This is a genomic window from Rhodococcus sp. 105337 (assembly GCF_012844225.1).
In the GTDB taxonomy this organism is placed as follows: Bacteria; Actinomycetota; Actinomycetes; order Mycobacteriales; family Mycobacteriaceae; genus Rhodococcus.
This window is the reverse complement of sequence record NZ_JABAGQ010000009.1, coordinates 112,077-128,818: the sequence shown is the minus strand read 5'-3', so window position 1 is coordinate 128,818 and position 16,742 is coordinate 112,077. Positions and strand designations below refer to the sequence as shown.

Below are 16,742 nucleotides of genomic sequence, written 5' to 3'. Positions count from 1 at the left end.
GCGTCTCACACCACGCCGAACGCTTCCTCGAGATCGGTGAGCGACTGCTCGATATGCCCGAGCAACCGTTGCAGACTCGGAAGCGTGCGGCGGCATCCGACGATCCCCACGTCGAGCGAGCCGTCGGTGTTGGTGACCGTGATGTTCAGGGCCTGCCCGTCGAGCACCACGGAGGTCGGGTACACCCCGTCCAGCCGTGATCCCTTCCAGTACAGCGGTTCTCGCGGACCGGGGACATTGGAGATGATGAGGTTGAACGGCGGGGGCGTGAAGCGTACGACGCCGGGTACGGGTGTCAGACCGAGCGGAGCGATGTTGGCCGCCGACCAGACCAGAGCCTCGACCGGCGTCAGCCCGTGGAACAGCGCCTTTCCCTCGCTCATCGAGGCACGAATCACCCGAAGCCGTTCGGCCGGGTCGGGGGAATCGGTTCCGAGATTGCACAGCGTCACCCCCACCGAGTTCCCGCCCGCATCGATCCTGTCGGCTGTGCGCAACGAGACCGGCACCATCGCGACGAGAGGATCCTCGGGCAGTGCGTCGAGTTCGAGCAGGAACGCGCGGAGGGCACCCGAACACACGGCCAGCACGACGTCGTTGACGGTCGCGTCCGCCGCGTCGTGCACCCGTGCGATGCGGTCGAGCGGCCACGAGCGCGACGCGAACCGCCGCGCGCCTCCGATCGGCACGTTGAAGATCGACCGGGGGGCTTCGAACGGTAACGCGACGCTGCGCTGCCCCACGAGGGTGCTTGCGACCCGCCAGACGCCCGCGGCGGCTTCGACCGCGTCACCGGCCAGTCCCCGCACCGCCCCGACAAGTGCGGTCGGTGTGGACAGCAGCCCGTTGCCCTGTTCGCCGGTCGCCGCGGTGGTGGGGCGCTCGTGATGCGGCAGGTTCCACGGAACCCTCGTCTCGGAGGAATCCGGATCGGGATCGAGCGTGCGGTGCAGCAGACGAAGGCCCGTCACACCGTCCATCAGCGAATGGTGCAGTTTCGTGTACACCGCGAACCGCCCACCTTCGAGCCCCTCGACGAGGTACATCTCCCACAGTGGCCGATGCCGGTCGAGCAGAGTGCCGTGAAGCCGGGACACGAGGGCGAACAGGTCCGTGGACCGTCCCGACGCGGGAAGCGCCGAGTGCCGGACGTGGTATTCGAGATCGACCTCCTCGTCGACCGACCACCACAGGTAGCCGAGGCTGGACACGGGATGCCCGGGGCGTTTGCGGAACGCCTCGTCCACCACCTCGGTCGCGAGGAACTGCGCGTACAGGTCGGACACGTAGTCCGGACCCGCACCCTCCGGTGGAGTGAACACTTCGAGCGATCCCACGTGCATCGGATGCTCTCTCGATTCTGCGAGCAAGAAGATCGAATCGGTCACCGGCATGATCCCCACGGGCTCTGCCCCCTTCGCCAGTCCCTCATGTAACGCACGTCACACGGCATCGTACGTCGGGGGTACTCTGGAAAATCCGGGGTTCGCACGTTTCCGAACCGGACGCGCATCGCCGGGCGCCGAGCGACGGGTACCGCCGCACGGGTGCAGCGGTACAAGGAGGTGCCGGCGACCATGCGCAGTGCAGTAACGAAGGCAGCAGTACCGAACACGGCAGCGATCCCGTCCCCCGACCGGCCGCCGCTCGTCAGAGAGTTCGCCGGGGTGAGTCTGCAGTCCCGTGCACTGTCGATGTCCGTCCGGCGCACTGTCCGGCCGTTCATCGAGGCATGGGCGTTCACGCCGTCGCTTCCGTGGCCCGCGTCGCTGGTCGACCGGGCCGCGTTCTCGGTTCGTCCGGTCCAGGGCACCCGTCGACACGAGGTGCGATTGCCCGACTGCCGCGCGGAATTCCTGTACACCGGCAACGTGGGCGACCAGCAGGCCGTTCTCTACCTCCACGGCGGAGCGTTCCTGTGCTGCGGGCTCGCGACCCACCGCAATCTCGTCTCGCGGATCTCGTCGGCAACGCAGGCCCCTGTGCTGTCGGTGGGCTACCGGATGCTGCCACGTCATCCGATCCGCCGGTCGGTCGAGGACGGGATCGCGGGCCTCCGGTGGTTGCTCTCCCGCGGATATCCCATCGACCGGATCGTCGTCGCGGGCGACTCTGCCGGCGGCTTCTTGACATTCGCCGTCGCACACGAGGCGCTGCGCCTCGGGCTCGGCCGGGTGGCCGGCACCGTCGCGTTGTCGCCGCTCACCGACCTCGACCCGTTCCCCAAACTCGATCACCCGAACTCGTACCGGTGCGCCCTGTTTCCGCGACGTGCCGTCCCCGTCCTTCTCGGCCTCGTCCGGCGCGCCGAGAGCCGCGGGGGCGAGGGCTACGCGCCCGTGGTGTCGCCCGTGGACCTCGACCTCACAGGCATGCCGCCCGCGCTCATCCAGACCGGCTCGGAAGAGATGGTCTACACCGATGCCCGATTGATGGGCGAGCGCCTCGAAGCGGCCGGAGTGCCGGCGGAAGTGCAGGTCTGGGAGAAGCAGATCCACGTGTTCCAGGCTGCCGCCGGAGTGGTCCCCGAGGGGACGCGCGCACTCTCGGAGGTCGGGCGGTTCGTCCGCGCCCTGGGTTGACGATTCCCACGGGGATCAGGGTGGGGTGACGAGGAACCCGCGCCGTACGGGACGAGAGAGACGTCAGTTCCAGTTGTCGATCTTGACGTCGTGGGGATCCGGAGTGCCCGTGCCGGTTTCGATCAACGACTTCAGGCTCATCAAGAACAGTGCCCACTTGGTGCTGCAGTGGTGCATGAATTCCACCGGTTCCTTCCAGCCCCGATGGCCGAACAGCACGATGGTGTAGTCGCCGACCTGCTCGAGGTCCCAGGACACGTGTGTGCCGATCCATTCCTCGGGTCCGTCGATCACCTCCCAGAGCACCCGCGTATCCGGATCGAGTTCGAGGACCTTCATGTCGAATCCTCCGGCCCCGAACCGGAATCGCAGCGTGCCGCCGACGTCGTCGCCGTCACCTCGGGTGTCGGTCGTCCACCAGCCGGCAAGCCGCTCGGCGGTGGTCAGGGCGGCATAGACCTGCGCCACCGGCGCCTCGATCCCGACCCTGTGCAGGATGTCTACCATTTCGGGTACTTCCTTTCCGGTGTTGTTGCGTCTCCGTCACGTCACGGCGATGTGCCGTTCCGGTCCGTCTCACGCTCGAGAGCCTCGGCGACCCGCTTGATGCGCCGGAGCCTGGCATCCCACCCCGACCCCACCGAGGACAGCTGCGCGACTGCGCGAGCGAGTTGCACCTCGTCAACCCGGTACTTGCGTTCCCGCCCGGCAGGCGCGACGTGCACCAAGCCGACCCGGTCCAGCACACCGAGATGTTTTGCGACGGCCTGCCGGGTCACGGGGAGATGTTCGCTGAGACCTGTTGCGGTGCCCTCGCCCTCCGTCAGGAGCAGGTCGAGCAACCGCCGACGGGTCGGATCCCCTATCGCCGACCACAGATCGTCGTCGACCGACACGCTCATGGAGTGACAGTCCCCCAGCCTGTCTCGGCCCCGAACGGGGCGAGTTCGACGGCAACCGGTTTTCTGTCCATACATGCTCCATATGCAACTGGTGGTTGCACATCACGCTAGCCCTTCCCTCACTACAGTGCAACCATCGGTTGCGCACCGGTCGGGTTGCCTGTCTCCCATTCCCGCCGGTCCGGCCAGGAGCGGTGCGGTCGGTGCGGTGTGCCGAGCGCGGTGTCGGTAGGGGCGACTAGTGTTTTTTGGCACGGGTCGAAGCCCTGAGAAGGGACCGAAGCAAGGAAGGGGGCCGAACATGTCCGAGGCGCACAACCGCTTCGACCGCGACGTCGATCTGGCGTGGCGGGAATTCCGCGCGCGACTGGCCGACCACGTCGCCGCCATGCAGGACGGCGACGGCCTGGTACTCGAGCCTCTCGCAGAGGAGTCGGCCGGGCCCGCCGGGCCGTGCGTGCAGTTCTACGCATGGGACGAAGACCAGGTGCGGTGCGAGGTGCCGTCCAACACCCATCTCGCGGACAACCGCAGGTTGCGCCCGGAGGACGAGGCGTTGCTGCTCGAACTCGGGCTGCACGCGCCGTCGCGTGGCGCCGACGACCCGGAAGACGGTGGATCCCCCGCGTTCTGGATCGACCGGCCGCTGGCGTGGGCCGATCAGCTCGCCGAACTGTCCGTCCGTGCGCTGCGCGAGGTCTGGGGCGTGCCGCATCCGTTGTTCCTGCGGTCCGAGACGTTCGGCGCGGGACGCACACCGGTGTTCGAGCCGCCCGGGCCACGGGCCGAGAGCCGCCCGGCGGTGCTTTCCCAACTGGCCGTCGAACCCGTGAGCGAGGACCACATCCGCGAGCTGATCGAATCCACCGTGCACGACCGCATCGGCGAGTGCCCCGCCTGGGACGAGGACGGCGATCTGATTCTCAAGATCGACGGAGTGCTGGTGTTCGTCGGCGTCGGTCCGGGTGGCGCGTCGGTCGACCTGTTCGCCCCGATCGTCCATTCCATCACCGGCCGCACCCGGGCGGCGGAAGTGGCGTCCGATCTCAATCGGCGCTGGCCCCACCAGAAATTCGTCCTCGTCGACGACCGTCTCGCCGTGGTGAACCACCTGCCCGCGTCACCGTTCGTACCCGCGCACCTGGTGTCCGCACTCGACGGGCTCGCACAGTTCCTCGAAACCGTCGACAACGCGTTCGCGTCGCACGTCGGCGGCATGCCGTTGCGCGAACAGGAACCCGACCACGAGTGTGTCCCCGAATCGTTCGAGGATCCGCCGTGGACACCCGCGGGAGAAGAAGATCTTCCGCTGCCACTGCTGGCACTGCGCGACTTCCACCTCGACGGCAAGGTCGAAATCCCCACGAGGACGGTCGCCGCGATCGGCGATTGGGAGTCCGAGCACCTGCAGGCGTTCCTCGACATGAGCAACGAACAGCAGGTCGGCTGGGCGAGTGAAGCACTCGCGCGCGCTGCCTCCGGGAACGACGACGGCGTGGCCGAGGCGGACGCCAAGGCACACCAGTGGGAGCTGACCGGCCGCTCGCTCACCGCCGCACTCGAACTCCTCGAGCGACAGGGCGACGAGCCGAAGCAGCGCGCGCCCCGCTCGAAGCCGCTCCCGCCCGACCAGCCCGCCCTGTTCGACAACCCCGACGAACCCACCCTGTTCGACGGCTTCGGCGACTGACCGTCGGCAGCTAACGGGTCTGCGTCTGCGACCGGCCCGGCTTGCTGGCATGATTCGACATCGTGACGTCGACGGAAAATCTACGAGAACTGGCCGGCCATCACGGGATCTCCACGACCTACGTCGGCTGGGACGGCGACGAGCACGATGTTTCGGACCGCACGCTGCAACGGATCCTGGCAGCGCTGGACGTTCCCGCCGCCACTCCCGAGCAGATCTCGGCCTCGCTCGCCGATGTACCCGACCGGCCGTGGCGGCAGATGCTGCCGCCGTCCCTGGTGGTCACGGAGAACGAACAACGGACCTTTCCCGTCCACGTCCCGCACGGCGACCCGGTGTCGGTGTGGGTGGTCGACGAGGACGGCCGTGAGGTCGCCGTCGAGCAACTCGACATCTGGGTCGACCCGCGTCTCGTCGACGACCGGCTCGTCGGCCGGGCCACCTTCGCGGTGCCCCGCCTGCCCCTCGGCTGGCACACGCTGCACGCGCGCAGCAACGACGTGGAGAGCACGGCGACACTCGTCGTCACGCCGGTGCGACTGGCGACAGCCGACCGAATCCTGCAACAGCAACGCTGGGGCCTTGCGGCGCAGTTGCATTCGGTACGGTCACGCCGTTCGTGGGGTATCGGGGATTTCGCCGATCTCGCCGACCTCGCGGCCGTCACCGGCGGGCACGGCGGAGATTTCGTCCTGGTCAATCCGGTGCACGCCGCCGAGCCGGTCCCGCCACACGAGCCGTCGCCCTATCTCCCGTCGTCCCGCCGGTTCGTCGACCCGCTGTACGTGCGGGTCGAGAACATCCCCGAAACCGCGTATCTGCCGCGCAAGCACCGCGCCAAGCTGGACGAGAGCGCAGCCCGCTTCACGAAGGTGAACAAGAAGGCGGCGCAACTGGACCGCGACACCACGTACCGGGCGAAGCTGGACATGCTCGAGCATGTGTACCGGGTGCCTCGCGGCCCCGCGCGGCAGGCACGGTTCGACGCGTTCTGCGCCCAGGGCGGAGCGGCGCTCGACGACTTCGCACTGTGGTGTGCGCTGGCCGAGAAGTTCGGCTCCCGGAAGTCGCAATGGCTCACCCGCGCGCCGTCCCCCGACGCCCCGGGCGTCGGCGAACTCCGGGAGAAACTTGCCGGCCGAATCGATTTCTATCGGTGGTTGCAGTGGGTGTGCGACGAGCAGCTCACCGACGCACAGGACAGCGCTCGCGCCGCCGGGCTCGACATCGGGATCGTTCACGACCTGGCGGTCGGTGTGCGCCGGGACGGCGCCGACGCGTGGACCCTGGGTGATGTGCTCGCCTCGGGCGTCACGGGCGGCGCTCCCGCGGACGACTTCAATCGCAACGGGCAGAACTGGAATCAGCCACCGTGGCGGCCGGACCGACTCGCGGAGGTGGGCTACCTTCCGTACCGCGATGTGGTGCGCTCGGCACTGCGTCACGCGGGAGGTGTCCGGGTCGATCACATCCTCGGATTGTTCCGTACGTGGTGGGTCCCGGAAGGCTTCTCCCCCGCGGACGGCGCCTATGTACGGAGCGACCACGAGGCCCTGATCGGCATTCTCGCGCTCGAGGCGCAGCGTGCCGATGCCGTGGTGATCGGCGAGGATCTCGGTGTGTTCGAGGAGTGGGTGCAGGAGTATCTGGCCCGGCGCGGAATCGCGGGCACGTCGATCCTGTGGTTCGAGAAGGACGGCGACACCCCTCGCTCCCCCGAGACCTACCGCAGGCTGTGCCTGACCTCCGTGACGACCCATGACCTGCCGCCCACGTCCGGTTACCTTGCTGCCGAGCACATCACGTTGCGGTCGGCGCTCGGACTGCTCGAACGCGACCTCGAGACGGAACTGGCCGACGAAGCGGTCGCACGGGATGCGGTGCTGCGGCTCGCGAGGGAACACGGGTTCCCGGTGTCGGAGGACGACTCCGACGACGCGGTCACTGTGCAGTCGCTGCATCGCCTGATCGCGACCAGTCCTTCTGTGCTGCTGGGGCTTTCGCTTGCAGACGCTGTGGGCGAACGACGCAGTCAGAACCAGCCGGGCACCGTCGACGAGTACCCGAACTGGCGGATTCCGCTCGCCGACGAGCACGGCAAGGCGGTGTTGCTCGAGGATCTCGCGGGCAACGAGCGCTTCGCCGCACTCGCAGCGGCACTCTCACCGCCCGCTACCGCTCGGGACTGACCGTGCAGCCACCCGATCCTCGGACCGGGTGGCTGCACGGCAGGAGACTACTTGCGGTACATCGCCTCGATATCGGCGGCGAACCGCTCGGTGACGACATTGCGCTTGATCTTCAGCGTCGGCGTCAGCTCGCCGGATTCCTCGGTCAGATCCCGCTCGAGCACGACGAACTTCTTGATCGACTCCGAATGCGACACCATCGTGTTCGCGTCGTCGATGATCGTCTGCAGAGCGTCGCGGAGAGCCGGATCGTGGCGGAGATCGGCGATCGTCGCGGTGGACGGCTTGCCGTTCTCGGTCTTCCAGTTCTCGAAGACGTCGGGGTCGACGGTGAGGAGCGCGGTGATGAACGACCGTCCGTCTCCGATCACGACCGCCTGCGAAATGATGGTGTGCGACCGCATGCGGTCCTCGAGGGGCCCGGGCGAGACGTTCTTGCCTCCGGCGGTGATGATGAGGTCCTTCTTGCGGCCCGTGATCGACACGTATCCCTCGTCGTCGATCGATCCGAGGTCTCCGGAACGGAACCAGCCGTCGTCGAACACCTCGGCGGTGGCCTCATCGTTACGCCAGTACCCGTTGAACACGACGTTGCCGCGGAGTTCGATCTCCCCGTCGGCGGCGATGCGCGCGCTGTTGCCGCCCATCGGCTGACCGACGGTGCCGATCTTCTGGGCGCCCGGGGTGTTGACGCTGTGTGCGGCGGTGGTCTCGGTCAGTCCGTAACCCTCGTAGATAGGAACGCCGACGCCACGGAAGAAGTGGCCGAGCTTGGGGCTCAGTGCCCCTCCACCCGAAATGGCGTACCAGCACTGGTTACCCATCGCCTCGCGCAGCTTCGAGAAGACCAGCTTGTCGGCCAGCGCGTGCTTCGCCTTGAGGGTGAACGTCGGGCCGCCGTGGTCGAGCGACTCGCTGTATTCGACTGCGGTCTGCTCGGCGAACGCGAAGATGGCACCCTTGAGTTTGCCGCCGGCGGCGGCCTTGGCCGCGGCACCGTCGCGCACCTTTTCGAAGACCCGCGGAACGCCGAGGATGATGTTCGGCGAGTACCGGGTGAACTGTCCCGAGACGGTCGAGAAGTCCGCCCAGTGGGCCTGCGCCGCGCCCGCCTCGAACAACGCGAGCGAGACCGCGCGAGCGAGCACATGGGCGAGCGGCAGGAAGGTCAGGCCGCGGTTTCCGGGCTTGGCGACCGCGCCTACCGACGAGGTGAGGATCGCGCGGACCTCGGACAGGAAGTTGGCGTGCGTGAGCATGCAGCCCTTGGGCCGACCCGTGGTGCCGGAGGTGTAGACGAGCGAGGCGAGGTCGGCCGAGCGGATACCCGCCAGACGCGCCTTCAGTTCCGCATCGTCGACGTCGGCACCTTCGGCAAGCAGCGTGTTGACCGCGTCCGCCTCGATCTGCACGACACGCCGCAGCGTCTCGGGCATGCCGACGAACAGTGCCTCGTGACGCGGGGTCTCGACGATGGCCAGACACGCCTCGGAGTCCTCGAGGATCCAGCGGATCTGCTCGGTCGACGACGAATCGTAGATCGGCACCGACACCGCACCGGCCGCCCAGATCGCGTAGTCGAACAGCGACCACTCGTACCGGGTCGCGGACAGCAGCGCCACACGGTCACCCGGGCGGACGCCGGCGGCGATCAGGCCCTTGGCGACGCCGCTGACCTGTTCCCCGAACTGACCCGCGGTCACACCGATCCATTCGTCGCCCACCGGGCGCGAATACATCACTCGGTGCGGGGTCTTCTCCGCATGTTCGAAGACCGTGTGGACCACGGACTCGTCCTCACCGATGGTGTACTGGGCAGGGGTCGAGTACTCACGCACTGATATCTCCATCGTTCTGGTCGGGAGTCCGGGTGGTGCCCCACTCGACGCCGCTTCGAAAGCGGTGCAAAAGGTGCACGAACCGGTCGAGATCGTCCTTTTCCCATCCGGCGAGACCCGCCCGGATCTCGCCGTGCCTGCGCAGCACGGTGTCGTCGAGGATCGCCCGGCCGCGGTCGGTCAAGCGCAGGGGGTTACCCGTCCTGACCGGGCCTGCCATGGCCTCGACCCACCCCGCCTCGACCGCGTTGCGCACCTGGCGGGACACGGTGGACCGGTTGACGCCGAAGGTCTCCGAGATCTCGGTGGCACGGCAGCCCGGATGGCGGGCTATGAATCCGAGCAGGGAGTGCTGAGCCAGACTGAGCGCGCTGTCGTGTGCGCGCTCCCCGGCTGTCAGGAAGCGGACGAGGTGCACGAACTCGTCGTAGACCTGCGCCACTTCGGTCTCGGCCGGCGTCCCGGCCTGCCACTCGTGTTGCACAGGGCAACTATAGGCGCGGGGTGTGCTGCGACACTAATCGGTACGACCCGTCCCTGTGATCCGTCCACGACCGGCGCGCGAGCAGGCCTGGACCGTTGTCACGCTTCTCGAGGCGCCGCCGGGCGACCGATACCGGGACGGTCCGCACCGCTAGCCTGTCCCTACCGTGACGGCGCACGTGCAGGGAGGTTCGGATGGGTGATGGGGGCGGCCGAGACCTGTTCCGATATCTGGTCGCCGACGAAGCCGACGACTACACCGCGGTGATGGACTGCTTCTCCGGTCTCCTTCTCGCCGAGTTGTCCGCCGCGGACATCGCGTCGGCCCTCGCCGCCACGGGCACCCCGCTGCACGCCGACGTGGTCGAGGCGCGCTGCCGCCGGCTCGTCCACTGGGGGAATCTCGCGGCGTCGGGACGCGACACCGGCGGAAGCGCCGTCACCGACTACGTCCGTGCCCGCGCCCGCTATCGCACCACCGTTCCCGGAGCCCGGGTGCACCGGGAGGCCGCCGCGGTGCTGTCGTCGCGTGACGGCGCGCGCGAGGTGGCACGCGAGTCGCTCGGGCGCATCGCCGACGCGCTCGTCCTGATCGACGCCCTGGTCGGAGACTCGGGTTCCGTCGCCGATCCCGACGCGCTCGCAGGCCACGTCACCGGCGTGTTCGCACACCACCGGATGTTCACCGAGAGCGTCGCCGATTTCTATACCTACCTCGGCGGGGTCCTCGCCCGGCTGGACCTGTCCGACGACGACTACACCGAATTCAAGCTCGTCTTGCTCGAGTATCTCGACGTCGTCACCTCGGATGTCGCGCAGTACGCTCCGCTCGTCGCTACCCGGCTGCGCGATCTGGCACCCCGGCTGGACCTGCTGCTCGCCGCGTTGCCCGGCACAGGCCTGCCCGACCCGGCCGGTGTCGTGCGGTCGCCGGGGCGCACCCGCAGCGACTGGGACGAACTCGCCCGGTGGTACGACGAGGATTCGGGACCGCGCCGGTTGCGGGACGCGGCAGCGCACGCGTTGACCCGCCTGCTGGTACACACGCGGCGACTCACGTCGGCCACACCGGGCTTCTCCCACCGCGCCGACCTGCTGCGGCTCGCCGGATGGTTCGCCGAATCCTCCGACGAGCAGGCGCACCGCCTGTTCGCGGCAACCTTCGGCGCCTACCCCAGCCGGCATCTTCTTCTCGGCCCCGACGAACCCGACCCCCGGGTCGGGCCGGGCACGTCGTGGTGGGACGCCGATCCCGTGCATGTTCCGGTCTCGCTCCGCGAACGCGGCGACCGTTCCCCCCGCGGACGCACGGCGCGCATTCCCGATCCGACGCCCGATCGCACACGTGCCGACGCGCTCGCGACCCAGGAGTCGCAGGAGCGGGCCGCGGCCGTCGAGGAACTGTGCGATGCGGGAGACCTGAACGGCGCACATGTCTCCGACCTCGCCCGCACCCTGCTGCTCGACGCGCTCGGGGAACTGCTGGCCCGCTCGCGGTCGCTCGACAGCCCCGCACGCGTCGACGACCACGACCTCGGTCTCTCCCTCACCGCCGAACCGGGGCCCGACACGGTGGTGCACTGCCCCGACGGTGACCTCACCGTGCACGCGCTCTCGTTGCGGGCCTCGGTGCCCGCCAGCCGTGCACCGACCGGCACCCGTGCACAGACCGACACCGACTCGCAGAGAACAGGTACGGAGTGACCACAACGACGGGCACGGTGGCCCAGGACACCACCGGCCGCCGGCATGCGGCCCGGGTACTGCTCCAGCAGCCGATCCTCACCGCGGCGCAGGACCCCGACACCTTCGAACTGGTACGGCGACACGCCACGGCTCTGAAGTCGATGTTCGCGGAGCAACTGGGATACACACTCGTCGTCGACACCTCGTTCGCGCGGCTGACGAAAGCACCGCTCGACGGTTCGGCCCCGAGCCGGCCCGTGCGTCGCGGCAACGGAGACGAGTTCGGGGCCACCGCCTACATGTATCTCGCACTGGTCTGCGCTGCCCTGCTCGCGCCCGGCGCGGACGACCGCGTGCTCGTCTCGCACCTCGTCGACCAGATCCGCGCCGACGCGGACGAACACGGAATCGCGCTCGGCGACACGCTGTCGGAGCGTCGGCACCTGGTGTCGGCGTTGCAGACGCTCCAAGAGTGGGGCGTCCTCACCGAACCCGGCGGCGAGGGCACTGCCGTCGACGATCTCCCCGGCGACGTTCCGCTCACGGTCGACCGGGCGCTGCTCCCCCATCTGATGTCCGGTCCGCTGCACAAGGCCACCGGACCGGCGGCGATCGTCGCGTCGCCCGCGCAGGAACCGGCGGCGCGCCGGTTGTACCGCCGCCTGGTGGAAGACCCGTTCGTCGCTCGCCGTGACCTGGACGCAGACGCGGTCGACGTGCTCGTCCGCGACCGGGCCGAGCTCACCCGGCGGCTCGACGAGGACTTCGGACTGGTGCTCGAGGTGCGCACCGAAGGCGCCCTGGCCTACGACCCCGACGGTGAACTCACCGACGCGCCCTTTCCAGGAGCGGGAACGGTCGAGCAGGCGGCGCTGCTGCTCGTCTCCGAACTCACCGACCGCTACGACACCGAACCGGGTGCGGACCTGCACGTCGACACGGCTGCCCTCGATGCCCTGCTGGGTGAGTTCGTGGCGGCGCATGCACGAACGTGGCGCCGTGACTACGTCCGTGATGTTCCGCTGCTCCGACGCGACGTGACGTCGCTGCTGACGCGACTGGGCCTCGCCCGACCCTCGGAGGACGGACTGATGCTGGCCGCCCCCGCCGCCCGTTACCGCCCCACCGCCGCCGAAAGATCTGCCACATGACCCACTCCTCCGACGCTCTGCTCCACGACGACAGCGTTCCGGTACGCCATCCCCATCGCTGGCGACTGTCGCGAGCAGGAATCGTCAACGTGTGGCACTACCTCGACACCGAGTTCACGTTGCCCGGCGGCCGGATGATCCTGCGGGGCACCAACGGATCCGGCAAGTCGCGTGCCCTCGAGATGCTGTTGCCGTTTCTTCTCGACGCCGACCGCAAACGCATGGATGCGACCGGCGCCGCCAAGGTCGACCTCGACGAACTGATGCGCACCGGCGCTGCCGGACAGACCAACCGGATCGGTTATCTGTGGATCGAGTTGGCACGCCCCAACGGTCACCTCACCATCGGTGCGCACATCCGGTACAGCGCCACGGCGCACCGCAGCGAGGTGCACTTCTTCACCACCGACCTGCGGATCGGGCACGACCTCGTGCTCGTCGACGAGTTCCGTGCTCCGCTTTCGCGTGACGATCTCGCCGCCCGGATCGGCGCGGACAAGCTCACCCGCGAACCCGACCGGCATCGTGACACGGTCCGTGACCTGGTCTTCGGGCTCCGAGGCGAGGGTGGCCGCGACCGGTACACCGGGCTGCTGCAATTGCTCCACACATTGCGGTCGCCCGATGTGGGCAACCGGATCGACGAAGGCCGGCTGCCGCAGATCCTTTCCGATGCGCTTCCCCCGCTCGCCGACAACATGCTGGTGGAAGCGGGAAGTCAGCTCGATCTGCTCGGCGAGAGCCGTCGAGCGCAGGCTCAGCTCGAGGCATCGCTGACGCGCGTGCGCCAGTTCCACGCGGTGTATCGGCGCTACGCCGCCGACCTGCTGCGCGCGAGCGCCGACGCTGCGGTCGCCGCGGCCGACCGCGTATCCGACACCCGGCGCGAACTGGCAGCAGCAGAAGCCGACGCCACCGATCTCGATACGCAGGCTGCCGCCGCCGAGACACGACTGCGCGAGCGCCGCGATCAGCTCTCCGAACTCGAGCGCGCGATGCGGGGACTCGAGACCCACGAACTGTTCCGCACCGCAGACGACCTTGCCCAACGTCAGCTCGCGGTCGACGCTCTCGGGCTCGCCGCGGATCAGGCGATCGCCGCGGCGACGCGAGCGCGCACCCACGAGCGCCTCGAAGCAGACCGTGCCGGCGAACTCCTGGACGAGTTGTCCGCGGCGGTCGACCGGACGACCGAACGCCTCGCGCTGGCGAAACGTGAACTCACCGCCGCCACCGTCCCGCACGGCGCACTTCCCGCCGACGTCCGCCTGGACGTCGACCGGGAAGTGCCGGCCTTGCACCCGGTGCGCACGGACCGCGACGCACCCCCCGAGTCGGCGCCGCGACCGACGATCGCGCGGGCGACGCTCGTCCCCGAACAATGCGAGGAGGCCAGGGCCGCAGCCGAATACGCGGCCGCGGCGGCCCGGCGTCGCCGCGAGCAGGCGTCCCGGCGACTCGGAGAGGCCCGGCGACTCGACCTATGGGGGCGCGGCGTACGCGAAGCGGAGGCAGCCGCCGAGCGCGCCGCCCAGGAAGCCGAACGCGACTCCGCTCAGCGGTTCGAGGCCGCCACCCGGCTCGACGACGCGACACTGTCGTTGCGGCACGGCTGGCGCGAGTGGCTCACCTCGGACTCGACGTCCGCGCTCCTGCCGGATCTCGACGCAGTCGGGCTGATGCGCCGCTTGTCGGCGTATCTGGAGTCGATCACCGACGCCGACACCGACACCGATGCAGACGCCGACCCGATCCTCTCGGAACTCGGCGCCCTGCCGGCGTTCGCGGCCGAGGCAGCCGTCGACGCGCTGGACGAGACCGCTGTCGCGCCGCCGCAGGACCGCACCGACGACGCCCGGCGCCGGGCACTGGCGGAGGAACGCGACGCACTCGACGCCGACGACGGGACTCCTGTGGGGGCGCCGTGGCAGTCGCCGAGCAACGGTGTACCGCTGTGGCAGGCAGTCGACTTCGCCGACACCCTCGGTGAAGACGACCGCATCGGCATCGAAGCGGCGCTGCTCGCCGCCGGTTTCCTCACCGCGACCGTGGACGGCGAGGGCAGGCTCCGGGCGCACACCGGCCAGGTCCTCGTCTCGCCTCGCGGCGAACCGCCGCGGCAACCGTTGTCGACGGTGCTCGTACCCGCCCCCGAGACGGACGTACCGCTCACCGCGATCACGGCCGTCCTGTCCGCGATCGGGTTCGAAGACGCCGCTGCGGTCGCGTCGGTGTCGCGGGACGGACGATGGCACAACGGGGTTCTGCGCGGCCGGCACACCGCCGAGTCCGCGCGCTATATCGGCGCGGGTGCCCGCGACGCCGCCACCGCCCTCCGGCGCATCCGGCTCGACGAAATCACCGCGGACCTCGCGGCACTCGACCTCGCCGCCGAGCGCCGGACCGCCGAGCGCGGCGATCCGGCCACGAGCCGGGCCCTGGTGCATGCTCATGCGTCGTCGGCTCCCACGACCGGAGCCCTGGAGGAAGCGCTGCACCGGTACCGAGAGGCCGACGGCCGCGCGCAGGTCAGCGCCGCCGCCGCGGCCGAACTCAGAAAGCACGCCGCGACACTGCGGACCCAATGGTCCACCGATCTCGACACCCACCGAGCCACCTGCACCCATTTTTCCTTGCCGCGGGACGTGGCAGACCTCGAAGCGGTGGTCTCGACCTGTGCGGTCGCAGAGAGAACCTGCCTGGATCTGTCGCGAGATGTCGGTGACGTGCTTGCCGCACGGGACAGACTCGCCGCGGCCACCGACCGTTTCGCGTCCGCGTCCGACGTGCGTGCCGAGGCAGAGGAGAACGCCGAGTCGTGCTGGCACGAGTGGCACGGCAAGGCAGCCGTCGTGGCCGCACAGGTGGAGGCACTCGACGTCGATGCCGCCGATCTCGCTCGCGAGCTGCGCGATTCGGACGCGGAACGCGCGCGCACCGAAGAACAGTGCCGACGCACCGTGACCCATCGTGAGCACCTCGGGAAGGCCGTCGCGGAGGTCCTTCAGCAGTGCGCCGCCGTGCGGGAGCGGCTCCGGCGCGACCGCGACGAACTCGCCGCCGCGGCCGGCCGGCTGTCGGCACAGATGCAACTCCCCGAAATCGCCGCAGCCGCCGACATTCAGGCGGAGCCGCTCGCGCACCTCGACGACCCCGACCACGTGCGCACCGCTGCACAGGCACTGTTGAGCGTGCTGCCCGCGAGCACCGGGACGGGCGACAACCGGATGCTCGCCGCGCTGCAGCGGTTCGATCGCGACATCTCCGATCGTCTCGAGGTCCGGCACACCGTCACCGAGTCCGCGCATGTGGTGAACATCGGCGGCGTCGGCGACGACACCACACCCACCGGTGTGCTGGCCGAGCTCACCAAGCGCGTCGAGGACGAGAGTCGTGCACTGTCCCAGCGTGAACGCGACGTGTTCACCGGTTTCGTGCTGGGCGGGGTCGCCGACGAACTGCGCCGCAGGATCACCCAGGCCGAACAGCTTGTCGCTGCGATGAACACCAGCCTGGCCGACAGCCGCACCACCCACGGGATCGGGGTGCGCATCGCGTGGCGCCCGGTGCGCGAGGATGCGGACGCGGCTCTGGTGACCCGTCTGCTCACCGGGGAGCGGTCACCGGGTGACAGCGAGGAACTCCTCGAGCTGCTGCGTCGCCGGGTGGAAGCGTCACATGCCACCGATCCGTCGGCCGGATACGCCACGCACCTGTCGCAGGCGCTGGATTACCGCCAGTGGCACACGGTCGAGGTGACGATCCTGGGTCCCGAACCCGATCAGGAACGCAGGATCTCCACGCGCGCCAAGATTTCCCAGGGCGAGACCCGGTTCGTGTCGTACGTGTCGCTGTTCGCCGCCGCGGACGGCTACCTGTCCGGACTGCCCGATACCGATCTGGCGCTGCGCCTCGTTCTGCTCGACGATGCGTTCGCGAAGATCGACGAGCCGACCATCGGCGAGCTCATGGGCCTGCTCGTACGGCAGGACATCGACTTCGTGATGACCGGCCATGCCCTGTGGGGCTGCGTCCCGGGGGTGCCGGCACTCGACATCTACGAAGTACGCCGCCTCCAGGACGGGTCTGCGGTCACCACGCGGGTGCACTGGGACGGTCGCACGCGCCACGTGCGTCCGTCACTCCCGTGACCCGGAGCTCTTCCCGGCCGTGACACGGGCCGGGGCCGGGCGATCTCGTCGCTCGGCCCCGGTCCCACTG

Annotated in this window: 11 protein-coding genes; 6 read left to right on the top strand and 5 right to left on the bottom strand. The window is 69.1% G+C overall.

The window, feature by feature from the left end; all coding sequences use genetic code 11:
- Positions 1–5: 5 nt before the first annotated feature.
- On the bottom strand, positions 6–1,394 hold the full coding sequence (locus HF886_RS15175; protein ID WP_206038823.1) for a wax ester/triacylglycerol synthase family O-acyltransferase: 1,389 nt from the start codon (positions 1,392–1,394) through the stop codon (positions 6–8).
- 183 nt (positions 1,395–1,577) lie between these two features.
- On the opposite strand from HF886_RS15175, the gene HF886_RS15170 reads away from it, so the two are divergent.
- Positions 1,578–2,582, top strand: a complete 1,005-nt coding sequence (locus HF886_RS15170; protein ID WP_169652761.1) for an alpha/beta hydrolase — start codon at positions 1,578–1,580, stop codon at positions 2,580–2,582.
- 63 nt (positions 2,583–2,645) lie between these two features.
- On the opposite strand, the gene HF886_RS15165 is transcribed toward HF886_RS15170, so the two are convergent.
- Positions 2,646–3,089 carry an SRPBCC domain-containing protein gene (locus HF886_RS15165; RefSeq protein ID WP_169622445.1) on the bottom strand — a complete coding sequence of 148 codons (444 nt, stop codon included), beginning with the start codon at positions 3,087–3,089 and terminating at the stop codon, positions 2,646–2,648.
- 41 nt (positions 3,090–3,130) lie between these two features.
- Positions 3,131–3,484, bottom strand: coding sequence for a helix-turn-helix domain-containing protein (locus HF886_RS15160; protein ID WP_169622444.1), 354 nt, complete (start codon positions 3,482–3,484; stop codon positions 3,131–3,133).
- 301 nt (positions 3,485–3,785) lie between these two features.
- Here HF886_RS15160 and HF886_RS15155 point away from each other — a divergent pair, with 301 nt between their 5' ends.
- Together HF886_RS15155 and malQ are read left to right on the top strand one after the other, a co-directional pair.
- The gene (locus HF886_RS15155) at positions 3,786–5,174 is read left to right on the top strand and encodes a hypothetical protein (protein WP_169652760.1); all 1,389 of its coding nucleotides are present in this window, start codon (positions 3,786–3,788) and stop codon (positions 5,172–5,174) included.
- Positions 5,175–5,236: 62 nt separating this feature from the next.
- Complete coding sequence (malQ, locus tag HF886_RS15150; RefSeq protein WP_169652759.1) at positions 5,237–7,363, top strand: 4-alpha-glucanotransferase; 2,127 nt, start codon at positions 5,237–5,239, stop codon at positions 7,361–7,363.
- 47 nt (positions 7,364–7,410) lie between these two features.
- Here the strand turns inward: malQ and HF886_RS15145 are convergent, their stop codons facing one another.
- Together HF886_RS15145 and HF886_RS15140 are read right to left on the bottom strand one after the other, a co-directional pair.
- The gene (locus tag HF886_RS15145; RefSeq protein WP_169622441.1) at positions 7,411–9,201 is read right to left on the bottom strand and encodes a long-chain fatty acid--CoA ligase; all 1,791 of its coding nucleotides are present in this window, start codon (positions 9,199–9,201) and stop codon (positions 7,411–7,413) included.
- On the bottom strand, positions 9,194–9,685 hold the full coding sequence (locus HF886_RS15140; protein ID WP_169622440.1) for a MarR family winged helix-turn-helix transcriptional regulator: 492 nt from the start codon (positions 9,683–9,685) through the stop codon (positions 9,194–9,196). Before HF886_RS15140 ends, HF886_RS15145 begins: the two co-directional genes overlap by 8 nt.
- A 194-nt stretch (positions 9,686–9,879) precedes the next feature.
- Here HF886_RS15140 and HF886_RS15135 point away from each other — a divergent pair, with 194 nt between their 5' ends.
- From HF886_RS15135 to HF886_RS15125, 3 genes are read left to right on the top strand one after another with little or no spacing between them, the layout of a single operon-like run.
- Entirely contained in the window at positions 9,880–11,388 is a 1,509-nt protein-coding gene (locus HF886_RS15135) for a TIGR02677 family protein (protein WP_169652758.1), read from the top strand.
- A complete protein-coding gene (locus tag HF886_RS15130) occupies positions 11,385–12,521 on the top strand; it encodes a TIGR02678 family protein (protein ID WP_169622438.1) in 1,137 nt (378 codons plus the stop codon). Before HF886_RS15135 ends, HF886_RS15130 begins: the two co-directional genes overlap by 4 nt.
- Complete coding sequence (locus HF886_RS15125; protein WP_169652757.1) at positions 12,518–16,672, top strand: TIGR02680 family protein; 4,155 nt, start codon at positions 12,518–12,520, stop codon at positions 16,670–16,672. The genes HF886_RS15130 and HF886_RS15125 overlap by 4 nt, the downstream gene beginning before the upstream one ends.
- Positions 16,673–16,742: the final 70 nt, after the last annotated feature.